This window comes from Dyadobacter sp. LHD-138 (assembly GCF_030929615.1).
Taxonomy (GTDB): Bacteria; Bacteroidota; Bacteroidia; order Cytophagales; family Spirosomataceae; genus Dyadobacter.
The window spans coordinates 136836-149137 of the sequence record NZ_JAVFVU010000012.1 but is presented as its reverse complement, the minus strand read 5'-3'; the positions used below and the strand labels follow the sequence as shown (position 1 = coordinate 149137).

General features: G+C 43.8%; 9 protein-coding genes. 3 read left to right on the top strand and 6 right to left on the bottom strand.

Annotated features, from left to right (window positions below; translation table 11 throughout):
• Positions 1 to 22 precede the first annotated feature (22 nt).
• Positions 23 to 1306 carry a hypothetical protein gene (locus RB622_RS11280; RefSeq protein WP_308046650.1) on the bottom strand — a complete coding sequence of 428 codons (1284 nt, stop codon included), beginning with the start codon at positions 1304 to 1306 and terminating at the stop codon, positions 23 to 25.
• Between the two features lie 237 nt (positions 1307 to 1543).
• Here RB622_RS11280 and RB622_RS11275 point away from each other — a divergent pair, with 237 nt between their 5' ends.
• A complete protein-coding gene (locus tag RB622_RS11275; RefSeq protein WP_308046649.1) occupies positions 1544 to 2758 on the top strand; it encodes a DegT/DnrJ/EryC1/StrS family aminotransferase in 1215 nt (404 codons plus the stop codon).
• 9 nt (positions 2759 to 2767) lie between these two features.
• On the opposite strand, the gene RB622_RS11270 is transcribed toward RB622_RS11275, so the two are convergent.
• Together RB622_RS11270 and RB622_RS11265 are read right to left on the bottom strand one after the other, a co-directional pair.
• On the bottom strand, positions 2768 to 3250 hold the full coding sequence (locus RB622_RS11270) for a hypothetical protein (protein ID WP_308046648.1): 483 nt from the start codon (positions 3248 to 3250) through the stop codon (positions 2768 to 2770).
• Positions 3240 to 4055 (bottom strand): hypothetical protein, encoded by an 816-nt coding sequence (locus RB622_RS11265; protein WP_308046647.1) that lies wholly within the window; start codon positions 4053 to 4055, stop codon positions 3240 to 3242. Before RB622_RS11265 ends, RB622_RS11270 begins: the two co-directional genes overlap by 11 nt.
• 245 nt (positions 4056 to 4300) lie before the next feature.
• Here RB622_RS11265 and RB622_RS11260 point away from each other — a divergent pair, with 245 nt between their 5' ends.
• Both RB622_RS11260 and RB622_RS11255 read left to right on the top strand, forming a co-directional pair.
• The gene (locus tag RB622_RS11260; RefSeq protein ID WP_308046646.1) at positions 4301 to 5368 is read left to right on the top strand and encodes an efflux RND transporter periplasmic adaptor subunit; all 1068 of its coding nucleotides are present in this window, start codon (positions 4301 to 4303) and stop codon (positions 5366 to 5368) included.
• A 57-nt stretch (positions 5369 to 5425) separates the two neighbouring features.
• Positions 5426 to 8539, top strand: a complete 3114-nt coding sequence (locus tag RB622_RS11255; protein WP_308046645.1) for an efflux RND transporter permease subunit — start codon at positions 5426 to 5428, stop codon at positions 8537 to 8539.
• Between the two features lie 15 nt (positions 8540 to 8554).
• Here RB622_RS11255 and RB622_RS11250 read toward each other — a convergent pair whose 3' ends face one another.
• From RB622_RS11250 to lipA, 3 genes are all read right to left on the bottom strand, one after another.
• A complete protein-coding gene (locus RB622_RS11250; protein ID WP_308046644.1) occupies positions 8555 to 9655 on the bottom strand; it encodes an acyl-CoA desaturase in 1101 nt (366 codons plus the stop codon).
• Between the two features lie 230 nt (positions 9656 to 9885).
• Positions 9886 to 11166 carry a methionine adenosyltransferase gene (gene metK / locus RB622_RS11245; RefSeq protein WP_308046643.1) on the bottom strand — a complete coding sequence of 427 codons (1281 nt, stop codon included), beginning with the start codon at positions 11164 to 11166 and terminating at the stop codon, positions 9886 to 9888.
• Between the two features lie 238 nt (positions 11167 to 11404).
• Positions 11405 to 12283, bottom strand: a complete 879-nt coding sequence (gene lipA, locus RB622_RS11240) for a lipoyl synthase (RefSeq protein WP_308046642.1) — start codon at positions 12281 to 12283, stop codon at positions 11405 to 11407.
• Positions 12284 to 12302: the final 19 nt, after the last annotated feature.

Genomic DNA, 12302 nt, shown 5'->3' with positions numbered 1-12302 from the left:
TCATTACCAGTCGTACGAACCCTCAATTGAATCTGTGTTCCGCGCCGTTTACTTCACCATGTGAGCTGACGGCGATGACCGTCATTAAGGCAATAGCGATGAGGATAAAAAGAAGATTAATCATCCAGCGGCTGATGTTGAGGCCGCGGTTGGTAAATGACGGCTGATAACGGCCAACCAAAAACGCGAGGGCTACAAGGTTTACAATGTATAAATATTGCTCGATCCGGTAAAGACTGATAAAGGCGCCGGTGATCAGCAGACTGAAAATGGTGTATAAGCCAAGATGTCCGAGGAAAAAAGTGTACAGATCCTGGTAAGCGATGGTCGTTTCGTTTGCTTTCTGTTTGAAGTAAAAATGATAGAGCCAATAGGAAGCAGTGATCAGAATAAGCAAAAATGACAGCCACTGGGTATTGACGGCAATGCTTTCCGCAGGAGCAGCATGATCGAAGCCTTTGGTGGTATTGACAATTTTTTCAGTTGTAAACGACTGGTCCCAAACGATAAACGGAATGATGAGTGTAAGAATAAGGAGCGGAGCCAGAAATTTATTCCGATTCGAATTTACAGCGGTTTCAGGCCATTCCGATGTAAACGTACCATAAGCCATCCCAATTCCTCCAAAAAAACCTATGCTGTATTCCATCACATTCCAGAAATTGAACTTAATCTCTGAGGCAGTCCCGACTGTCTGTAAGAAATTTCCAAAAGCAAAACCGAAAGCGGCGCCCGCGCCTGTGAAAACGGCAAGCCGCAGGGCGGAATAATGCTGATGCCGGATCATGTACCAAAACATCGCGACACTCATGCCAAAGCAGGCCGCCCAGGCCTCGGAGCGTGGCGGTGTCATAAGCCAACCCAATTCTTCAATCAGCAGATAGTAAAAAATAAATCCGCCGATTGTCATTTCCACAATAAGACGATGCCAAAGTACAGGTTTGTCTTCCCGGTCGGAAAGTACCAGGCCGAATAACCCGCCGCCCAGTAAGCCAAATAACCCGCCAATGACAAACAACATGGAGAGTCCGTAATAGACATTTCCAAAATCGATGCCGCGGCCATAACCGACCACGATACCATAACTGATGATACCGGTAACACCCCAGCCGGCGGCTGATGCAAGGGCCAACTGGAAAACTTTTGCGTACCAATCCTTTCTTTTGGCCAGTAAAACAATGCCCAACGCGCCAATGCCGCCTGCCCAGGCCGCTCCTTGCTCATGTCCAAATTGTCCGCGGATTGCCCAGGCGGTACCGAGGGACATGCCTGCTATGAGAAGGGTGGGTAGTAGGTGTTTGTTCATGGAAATAGCTGATTTTCGAAAAAAAGTTCTGTATTCTTTGGTAAATACCAGGAAGTAGAAAAAATGGACTATTTTTTACTTCTTGTATTGATTCTATTTGGTGCGTGGCGTTGACTGTTATAGGAGAATCATGAATTCGATATAAATAAATTACATACTGAAAAGATTTTCCCAAAATAGCCCGTTATGCACCGGCGCAGGTATTAAGCCATAGAACAACCTCTGAATTAATAAAGTATGAGCACCCATCTGGCAATTAACGGCGGCCCGAAACAAATTACCAGGACATTCCCCTGGCCCATATTTGATGCGCAGGAAATTCAGGCGGTTTCCGATGTTGTGGCAAGCGGAAAATGGGGGAATCCCGATTGCGGCGATTTGGTGGAGAAATTTGAAAAGGAATTTGCAGCCTTTTGCGGCAGCAAATATGCCGTCAGCTGTGTCAATGGTTCTGTATCGCTTCGGCTGGCTTTAATTGCCTGCGGCGTAAAACCGGGCGATGAAGTGATTGTACCACCTTATACCTTCATCGCGACGGCGTCGGTTGTAATTGAATGTAACTGCGTTCCGGTTTTTGTGGATATTCATCCGGAGACTTATAATCTTGATCACACAAAGCTGGAAGCGGCGATTACTGAGAAGACAAAAGCCATTATTCCGGTACATTTTGGTGGACTGGCCTGTGACATGGATGCGATTATGGATATCGCCAGACGTCATCATTTACGTGTGATTGAAGATGCGGCGCATGCACACGGAGCAGAATATAAAGGGAAAAAATTGGGTTCTATTGGTGATGCAGGCAGTTTTAGTTTTCAGTCGTCGAAAAATCTTACGGCGGGAGAAGGTGGAATTGTTGTCACAGATGATGACGATTTATACGCCATGATGAATTCGTTAAGGAATGTCGGGCGCGTGGAAGGCGGGCAATGGTATGATCATTACAATCCTGGCTGTAATTACCGGATTACCCAAATGCAGGCTGTTTTGCTTTCATATCAGTTAAAAAGACTGGAAGAACAAACCATGCGTAGAAATGAAAATGGATTGTATCTGAATGAATTGCTTCAAAAAGTAGCAGGTATTTCACCACTGACCAGAGGTGCGGAGATCACAAGACACTGTTATCATATCTATATTTTTAAATATGATGCGTCGAAGTTTGGCAACGTTTCGAAAGACCAATTCGTGGAAATGTTGGCGGCGGAGGGTGTTCCCTGTTTTAAAGGTTATCCACATCCGTTGTACAAACAGCCGCTTTTTCAGAACCGAAATTTTATGTGTTATGCCATTCCTGAAACGGTGGATTATACCCAGGTTTGGTGCCCGGTCGCGGAACAGGCTTGCAGCACCGATGCCGTCTGGATTTTACAACACGGTATGCTGGGAGACCGTCAGGATATGGAAGGGTTTGTTGCGGCGGTTTTGAAGGTTCAGAAGGCAGTAGACTGATATAGAATTTTACAGATCAAGAACACCAAATTGCGTGTGAAAAGGTATAGCTAAATCTATGAAAGTAAATTTGGGATTAGTTTCGTTTTTAAGAAGGTTATAAATTTTTAGACTTTCTGAGTCCGAAGAAAGATAGTATTCGACGCTTTTGTCACGGTCAGCTTGTGCAAATAGCTTAGTGTCATTTGGAATAATTTTCCTTTCATTAAGATCGAGTTTACCTTTGTTTCTGAAAATAATTCTAGCGAACTCGGCGGTCCTGAGCGCATGATCCAGATTAAAGGGAACAATCTGTAAATTTTTCAACGGCAGCTCATTGATTTCCCCTCTGACACAATACTCCGCAATCGCGATGGTACTTATCATAAGTTGGAAACCCGTTTCACTTAAATATTTGAAATACCCCTTCGCATTATTGTGTAATGGGTCATTTTTATCCAGTAACCGGATAAAAAAACTAGTGTCGCAGAATACGCCTGGTCTAACTTTCATAGTTCCCTCTTATTTCTCTCAGCCAGGAGTCTTTGTCTGTGATTTGAGCCCAGTTATTAGAGGCCTTATCAATTAGATTATTTAAATATTGCTCGTCATATTTAGGATGATAGTCTATCATTGAAACAAATTTAAGACTGGATGTGTCGATTTCCCCGGTTTCGGAGTGTTGCTTTCCGGTGGCCCTTATTCCAAAGGTTTTGTAAAGCAAGTTATCGTTATACTCTTCGAGGAAACTGATAGGTGTTTGTATCCTGATACTTCCCAGGTCTTCAGTCAAAACGTGTATGTTAGCCTTATCCTTCCCCCCCGCATTCGTTACTTTTCCGTAAAAATAAAATTCAGCATCTGCCCAAATCGCCTCGGTTCTGTGAAAATTTGTCGTTGCGTCAATCTCTATTGAATTCGTGTCGTTTAAAGATGTTCTGATGGTAAAAGCGTAGTTTCTTTTGGCTGCGATGTTTTGGATATTTTCAAATGCCTGTGCGGTAGAAAGGTCTAAAAAATCAATGTTCTGCACTTGATTGATTTGAGCTATAATTGCATTAAATCCAATAATATATTGAATTGAGGTTTTGAATATATGTCTTACCGAGCCTTCCTCAATTTTGTAACTTATTGTGGGGCGATCTTTTTTGTCGCCTGGATATAGCAAACCTTCCGCATTTTCGAGAATTGAAATGATCTCGCGAATGTCGTAATTGTCAGGCGAAAGGTCCAGATTTCCTTTTGAACCTGTAATTCTGATTTCTATATAACCGATTTTTTCCACGGTTGAAGGTAACGATTTTCTTAATGTGAGCAATTCAATTTATTAGGAACTATAACATAAAACGTATGGCAATAAAAATTATGTAAAACGCACGGAATTTTTATCAGAGTGATCTACATTAATTATTTCATAAAATACCATTTAACATTTTAACAATCAGGAAAAGTATAAACACTGCTCGTTGCCACTTTGTACAATATGAACGTTCTTTAAATATTATGTTTAAGGAAATATAATTTATACAGATACAAATTGTACAGAATTTAGTTTTATAGCATATGCGTACGGTAATTTTGATTGGTGCTGTTGTGATCATGCTCGTTCTTGGAAAAATTTATGTGTTTCCTAAATCGGAAAGTGATAAATCGGGTGGAGCGAATGGAGGCAAAAGTGGCGAGAAGCCGGCAAGCGCATCGGCCATTCCCGTGAACGTATATGTGGTGGGCATGGAAACGGTCGATAACCAGATTTTTGCATCGGGCACAGTTTTGCCAAACGAAGAAGTTAATCTGATGTCTGAAATTTCGGGGCGGTTAATCAAACTGAATATCCAGGAAGGTGCTTACATTGCCAAAGGGCAGCTGATCGCCAAAATTAATGACCGCGAATTAAAAGCACAGCTGCAAAAAGTGAATTACAATCAGGAGCTTGCCCGAAAAATAGAACTTCGCCAGCAAAAACTGCTCAAAGTGGAGGCCATTAACCTGGAAGAATACGATGTAACTGCCAATAATATCCGCGTGCTGGATGCAGAAAAAGAAGTGATTGAGTCACAGTTGGAAAAAACAGAGATCCGCGCGCCATTCAGTGGCAGAATTGGATTGAAAAATATCAGCGAAGGAGCATATCTGGCTCCGGGCACGTCCATCGCGACCATTGTGCAAAGCAATCCGATCAAAATTGATTTTACTGTTCCCGAAAAGTATGCCTCGGATATCCGTGTGGGCGGTCCGCTTACATTTAATCTGGACGGTGATGTGTTCAACTATTCTGCAAAGGTGATTGCGCTGGACCCAAAAGTTGATGAAAGTCTGCGGACCCTGCGCATCCGGGCAACGGCGGCCAATTCTGCTGGTAAATTTGTACCCGGCATGTTTGTAAAAGTCAAGGCAAATCTGGCCGCGAATCACAAGGCTGTGATGATCCCGACGGAGGCGATCGTACCGGTGCTGAAAGGCAAGAAGGTTTTTGTCGTTAGAAATGGTAAGGCTGAGGAAGCTATGGTTACTACGGGTTTACGCACGGACAAAAGGATTCAGGTTTTGGATGGGTTACAGCCTGGCGATTCGCTGATTACTTCGGGTATCATGGCTTTAAAGCCGAATTCGACAGTTAAAGTTAAATAACGAGCGCACGATCCGACTTTCCATCGCGGTGATCCGCGTAACAAATAGCAATTTATTATGAGTATTTCAACGCTCTCGATCAAGCGACCGGTTTTAGCCATTGTGATGAACCTGCTCATCATTTTGTTTGGGTTTCTTGGTTACAAATTTCTGGGGATGCGGGAATTTCCTTCCATCGATCCGCCTGTGGTTTCGATCCGTACCAGTTACACGGGGGCGAATGCAGATATCATCGAATCCCAGATTACCGAACCCCTGGAAAAACAGCTCAACAGCATTGAAGGAATTAAGTCGATTAACTCGACGAGCAGTCAGGGGACCAGCCAGATTACGGTAGAATTTGATATCGGCGTGGATATGGAACGTGCGGCAAACGATGTACGCGATAAGGTGGGTTCAGCGTCCCGCACATTGCCTTTGGATATTGACGGGCCGCCGGTGGTGAGCAAGGCCGATGCAAACTCGGAGCCAATTATCGTACTTACTTTTCAAAGCAACACCCGGTCGCATCTTGAAGTGAGTGATTATGCCGAAAACGTGATCGCGCAGCGTCTGCAAACGATCGAAGGGGTAAGCGAAATCCGCATATTTGGTCAGAAAAAATATGCGATGCGTATCTGGATGGATCCTGTGAAAATGGCGTCTCTCGGTGTTACCACGCAGGATGTAAAATCCGCTTTGGATAAGGAAAATGTGGAGTTGCCAAGTGGAAAACTGGCTGGTGACAACACAGAACTGACGGTTAAAACGGTTGGTCGATTTAGGACCGAAGATGATTTTAACGAGATGATCGTTAAAAATACGACTACACAAACGATTCATTTAAAGGATATTGGGCATGCGCTGCTGGGTCCTGAAAACGAAGAAACAATTCTGCGCCTGAATAATGTGCCGATGATCGGTTTAGCGATTTCGCCGATGCCTGGGGCAAATTATATCAATATTTCCGAAGAGGTTAACAAGCGTCTGGCTGAAATCAAGAAGGAATTACCGAAGGATTATGAGCTGGATACGCTGATAGATAATACCATTTTTGTAAAAAGATCGATCGAGGAAGTGGGAGAAACACTATTGATCGCAATCATTCTGGTAGTGATTATCATTTATCTGTTTTTCCGCGACTGGCTTATCGCGTTCCGTCCCTTGATCGACATTCCGGTTTCGCTGATCGGGACGTTTTTTGTCATGTATATGATGGGATTTTCCATCAATGTACTTACCCTGCTGGCCATTGTTCTGGCGACGGGTTTGGTGGTGGATGACGGGATTGTGGTCACGGAAAATATTTTCAAGAAGATCGAAGAGGGGATGAGTCCCATAGAAGCGGCCATCAAAGGATCCAATGAAATCATTTTTGCCGTTCTTTCAACCTCCATCACGCTGGCGTCGGTTTTCCTTCCGGTGATCTTTATGCAGGGGTTTGTCGGGAAATTATTCAGGGAATTCGGGATCGTTATTTCGGCGGCAGTACTCATTTCTGCTTTTGTTTCGCTGACACTGACACCGATGCTTAATGCGTATCTGGTGCGTAAAACACATAAAAAGAGCTGGTTTTATGAAAAGACTGAGCCGTTTTTTGTCAATTTAACGAATAGTTATGGCGATGCGCTGGCGCAATTTTTGAAGATACGGTGGGTGGCTGTTCCGCTTATTTTCCTGACCCTGGGCATGATCTGGTTTTTTGGAAAGGATCTGCAATCGGAACTGGCACCACTGGATGATCGTAACTGGTTCAGGATCCAGATGACTGCGCCGGAAGGTTCTTCATTTGAATTTACGGATAAGTATGTTCAAAATGTGGGGCAGATGTTAATGGATTCCATGCCTGGAAAGAAGGGAATTATGCTGATCACTTCTCCCGGAAATTCGGGTTTGGGAGCCGCCAATACCGGAAGCGGCAGGATTGCCCTGACCGACCGGATGGAAAGAAAGGAATCTCAGCAGCAAATTGCAGATTTTATCACCAAACAGCTGAAACGTTTTCCCGACGCAAAATCTTTTGTCGTACAGCAACAGACGATTGCTGTGGATTCAAGGGGCGGTTTGCCGGTTCAATATGTGATTCAGGCGCCTGATTTTGAGAAGTTACGTGAATACCTTCCGAAATTCATGGAAGAAGCCTCCAACGACCCGACTTTTGCCATTACCGACGTCAACCTTAAATTCAGCAAGCCCGAATTACAGATCATGATTGATCGTGAAAAGGCAAAATCTCTGGGAATATCCGTGCAGGATGTGGCACAAACGATGCAGTTTGCCTTTGCCGGACAGCGTTTTGGCTATTTTACGATGAATGGAAGGCAATATCAGGTGATCGGTCAATACGACCGGGTAAACCGGGATGAGCCGCTTGATCTGAAAAGTATGTTTGTCAGAAGTAGTAACGGAAGCCTTATCCAGCTGGATAATATCGTCAAAACGGTAGAAGAAAGCAGTCCGCCGCAGCTTTTCCACTTTAACCGCTACATGAGTGCCACGGTTCAGGCGTCACTGGCGCCTGGAAAAACCATTGGCGATGGGATTGCGGCCATGGATAAAATAAGGGACAAACTAAAAGATGAGGCGATCCAAACCTCATTGAGCGGGTCTTCACGGGATTATGCGGAGAGTTCTTCGAATACGCTGTTCTCGTTTTTCCTGGCTTTGGTCCTCATATATTTTATCCTTGCAGCGCAATTCGAAAGTTTTATAGATCCGTTTATTATCATGATCACGGTGCCTCTGGCGATTGGCGGAGCCGTATTTTCGCTTTGGTATTTTAACCAGACGCTTAATATTTTCAGCCAGATCGGGATGATTATGCTGATTGGACTGGTGACAAAAAATGGGATCCTGATCGTGGAGTTTGCCAATCAGCTGCGGGAGACGGGACTGGGCATTAGAGAAGCGGCCCTGGAAGCGGCGACGCTTCGTTTCAGGCCGATCCTGATGACCAGCCTGGCAACGATTTTGGGCGCATTGCCCATTGCCATGGCGCTGGGTTCCGCAGGACGCAGCCGTATGTCGATGGGGATTGTGATTATGGGTGGATTGCTGTTCTCGCTTGTCCTGACGCTTTATATTATTCCGGCCATGTACACTTTCCTCTCAAGAGAAAAGGATCTGGAAAAAATGAAAATGATCGAGCGAATCGCCAGAGAAAGCGAGATCGACGAGCAAGCCCCGGTATAAAATCTTCTTTGTAAATTATGCGATTGTCAAAGACGATTCCGTACCCATTTTTCGAAGCATACGCACGTGTGATCCCAAAGCATTGATAAAGTCAGATTTTGCATTATAGTCCAGGCCAAATTCTTTGGCTGTTTGGCTGACAATCGGGGAAAGCGCGTGGTAATGGATATGGGAAATGGATGGGAATAAATGGTGCTCGATCTGGTAATCCAGCCCGCCGATATACCAGGATAAAAACCTGTTTTTTCCCGCGAAATTTGAAGTCGTTTGTAACTGGTGCACTGCCCAGGCATTTTCTATGCTTCCGGCATTGTCCGGCATTGGTTGGTCGGTTCCTTCCACGACGTGTGCCATTTGGAAAACCGTACTTAAAATCATGCCTGCTGTGCAATGCATCGCCATAAAGCCGATAACCCACTCCCCAAAAGTCAGGGATGTAAAACAAAGAGGCAGCACACAGATAAATAAAACGTAAGCCAGTTTACTTACAATAAGCCGTACCAGTTCTTTCTTTGGATACGGTTTGGTCATACCGGATTCGGCCATTTTATTGAAAAGCGAAATCTCTTTAAAGTCTTTCCATAAAAATGAAATCGTCATCAAGCTATAAAGCAGAAAGGCGTAAACATGCTGAAAGCGGTGAATGTATTTTTGTTTTTCATGATAAGACAACCGAAGCAAAAACTTTCCGGTGATGTCTTCATCTACTTCGTGTATGTTGGTGTACGTATGATGGAGCCGGTTATGCTGCACTTCCCAATTGTATGCGTTGCCGCCTAAAAGGTATATTGAACCGCCAAAAATTTTATTGAGAACATTGGATTTAGCCAAAGAACCGTGAATAGCATCATGCATAACGGACATGCCAACGCCTGCAACACCGACGCCCATAATGACCGAAAGTCCGAGCATGGTCAAATCAGTAAAAAGGCCTGAAAGGATTAGTGCATAAGGAATAATATACAGGCTTAACATGAACAAAGCCTTGTAGATAATTTTTGATCCACCGGTTTTACACAGGTCGTTTTCAGAAAAATAGAGATCAACTCGTTGTCTTAGCGTGGGAAAGAAATTGGATTTTTCTTTGTTGGTAAATTTGATCTTCTGGTACTGCATAAAAGGCCTGACGATGAGGTCATAAGGAGGAATAATTTTTATTCGACTCCATAACAACGAATTAGAGGGTTGATTATTAGTCAAAAGTACTCATTAATTACCCATTCCAGAGAATTATTCTAAATAATACCTAAAATTCATAATAAAATAATGTTGAATTCTGTAAATGGTGCAAAAAATTAGGCCGACTAATGGGCCGGCCTAATTTCACTTTATATAATTATTGTAATTTAAAGAGCGAAAGCTTCTTTAATCTTATCAACGTAATCAAGTTTTTCCCATGTGAAAAGCTCAACTTCAACTTCTTTTTCTTTGCCGTCTGCGCTCTTGAATGTTTTCTTAACGATCTCATTTTTTCGCCCCATGTGTCCATACGCAGCAGTTTCCGAATAAATCGGGTTACGCAGTTTCAATCGTTGTTCGATCGCATAAGGACGCAAGTCGAAGATCTGCTCAATTTTAGAAGCAATTTCTCCATCATGACCAGCCACTTTTGAAGTACCGTACGTATTGATATACAAGCCACAAGGCTGCGCAACACCAATCGCATAGGACACCTGAACAAGTACTTCGTCACACAAACCGGCAGCTACCATGTTTTTGGCAATATGACGCGTTGCATAAGCCGCAGAACGGTCTACTTTGGAAGGATCTTTTCCTGAGAATGCACCACCGCCGTGGGCACCTTTTCCACCGTATGTATCGACAATAATTTTACGACCGGTAAGGCCAGTGTCTCCGTGAGGGCCACCAATCACAAATTTACCCGTTGGGTTGATATGGAACGTGATATCTCCTGAGAACAATTGCTGCAACGCCGCTGTCAATTTTGCTTTAACACGAGGAATTACAATGTTAATGATATCTGTTTTGATCTTGGCAAGCATGGTTGCTTCCGAATCAAAATCGTCATGTTGCGTGGAAACAACGATCGTGTCAATCCGCAATGGAACGTTCTCGTCGCTATACTCAATCGTTACCTGAGACTTGGCATCAGGACGAAGGTATGGGATAAGATTTGGCTCGTTGTTGCGGATGTATGACATCTCCTGAAGGATCTTATGTGCAAGATCGAGTGCAAGAGGCATGTAGTTGTCCGTTTCGCGGGTCGCGTAACCGAACATCATTCCCTGGTCACCGGCACCCTGCGCATTCGCTTTTTCTTCAAAAGTTTCGCTGGCCACTGCGCGGTCAACACCCTGGTTGATGTCAGCACTCTGATCGTGGATCGCTGATAAAATACCACAAGAGTTCGCTTCAAACATATACTCGCTTTTTGTATACCCGATTTTACGGATTACTTCACGAGTGATTTTCTGTACATCCAGATAGGTATTTGTTTTCACCTCTCCTGCCAATACTACTTGACCCGTCGTAACCAATGTTTCACAGGCTACTTTGCTGTTGGTATCCCAAGCTAAAAAATTGTCAATAAGGGCATCTGAAATCTGGTCAGCTACTTTGTCGGGATGTCCTTCAGATACGGACTCCGAGGTAAATAGATATGGCATAGTATGTACTAAGTTTTATGTATGGTTATAATTTATGCTGATTAATAAAGGACTGTTTTTAGAGTAACAAAATTGAATTTTTTTAAGACATTAACCAAATAATCAGCAGGGAAAAATAAATAAGGTCCCCTTATATGGTCAATATGAAAAAGATTATATCGTTTTGGAGGCAAATAATTAAGCCTGACCAGGTTTCGACCGGATCAGGCTTAATATAAAATTATGGATTTTGTACGAATCAGATCGGCACATTCACATGGCGTTCTGCATGGTAGCTGGAACGCACCAACGGGCCGGATTCTACATATTTCAAACCACGTTTCAATCCTTCTTCTCTGTAATTATCAAACATTTCGGGTGTAATCCACTCGATTACTTCATGGTGCATTTTAGTGGGCTGAAGGTACTGGCCAAGTGTCAGGATATCGAGTCCGTTGATAACCAGGTCGTCCATCGCTTTGTGTACTTCGTCCTGAGTTTCTCCCAAGCCAAGCATGATCCCGGATTTGGTACGTTGCCCAAATTCCTTAGTTCTTTTAATTTGTTCGAGACTTCTTTCGTATTTAGCCTGTGGCCGAACCGAACGGTAAAGGCGTTCAACCGTTTCCATGTTGTGCGAAACAACTTCCTGCCCCGCTTCGATCATATGGATCAATGCATCCCAGTTGTTTTTTACATCCGGAATAAGGGTTTCAATCGTTGTTTCAGGTGTATTTTCTTTAACCTGACGAACAGTCTGATACCAGATTTCCGCACCACGGTCTTTCAATTCATCCCGGTTTACCGAAGTAATAACCGCATGTTTAACCTGCATAAGTTTGATGGCCTCGGCAACACGGCGTGGCTCATCTGCGTCATACTCATTGGGGCGCCCGGTAGCGACAGCACAAAAACTGCAACTGCGCGTACAAACATTCCCTAATATCATAAAAGTTGCCGTACCGGCTCCCCAGCATTCACCCATATTCGGGCAGCTTCCACTCTCACAAATTGTATGTAATTTATAGTTGTCAACTAGTTGGCGAACCTTACGAAATTCAGGTCCTGCCGGCAGTTTTACTCTTAACCAGTCCGGACGTTTTTTGCGCGCAGAAGGTATAACTGGAAGTTCAATCATGATTTTCTAATCAAAGTCA

Bases quoted from the DNA above. Each gene is read 5' to 3' on its own strand.
- RB622_RS11280 (WP_308046650.1), bottom strand. From the start codon at position 1,306: ATGAACAAACACCTACTACCCACCCTTCTCATAGCAGGCATGTCCCTC.
- RB622_RS11275 (WP_308046649.1), top strand. From the start codon at position 1,544: ATGAGCACCCATCTGGCAATTAACGGCGGCCCGAAACAAATTACCAGG.
- RB622_RS11270 (WP_308046648.1), bottom strand. From the start codon at position 3,250: ATGAAAGTTAGACCAGGCGTATTCTGCGACACTAGTTTTTTTATCCGG.
- RB622_RS11260 (WP_308046646.1), top strand. From the start codon at position 4,301: ATGCGTACGGTAATTTTGATTGGTGCTGTTGTGATCATGCTCGTTCTT.
- RB622_RS11255 (WP_308046645.1), top strand. From the start codon at position 5,426: ATGAGTATTTCAACGCTCTCGATCAAGCGACCGGTTTTAGCCATTGTG.
- RB622_RS11250 (WP_308046644.1), bottom strand. From the start codon at position 9,655: ATGCAGTACCAGAAGATCAAATTTACCAACAAAGAAAAATCCAATTTC.
- metK (WP_308046643.1), bottom strand. From the start codon at position 11,166: ATGCCATATCTATTTACCTCGGAGTCCGTATCTGAAGGACATCCCGAC.
- lipA (WP_308046642.1), bottom strand. From the start codon at position 12,283: ATGATTGAACTTCCAGTTATACCTTCTGCGCGCAAAAAACGTCCGGAC.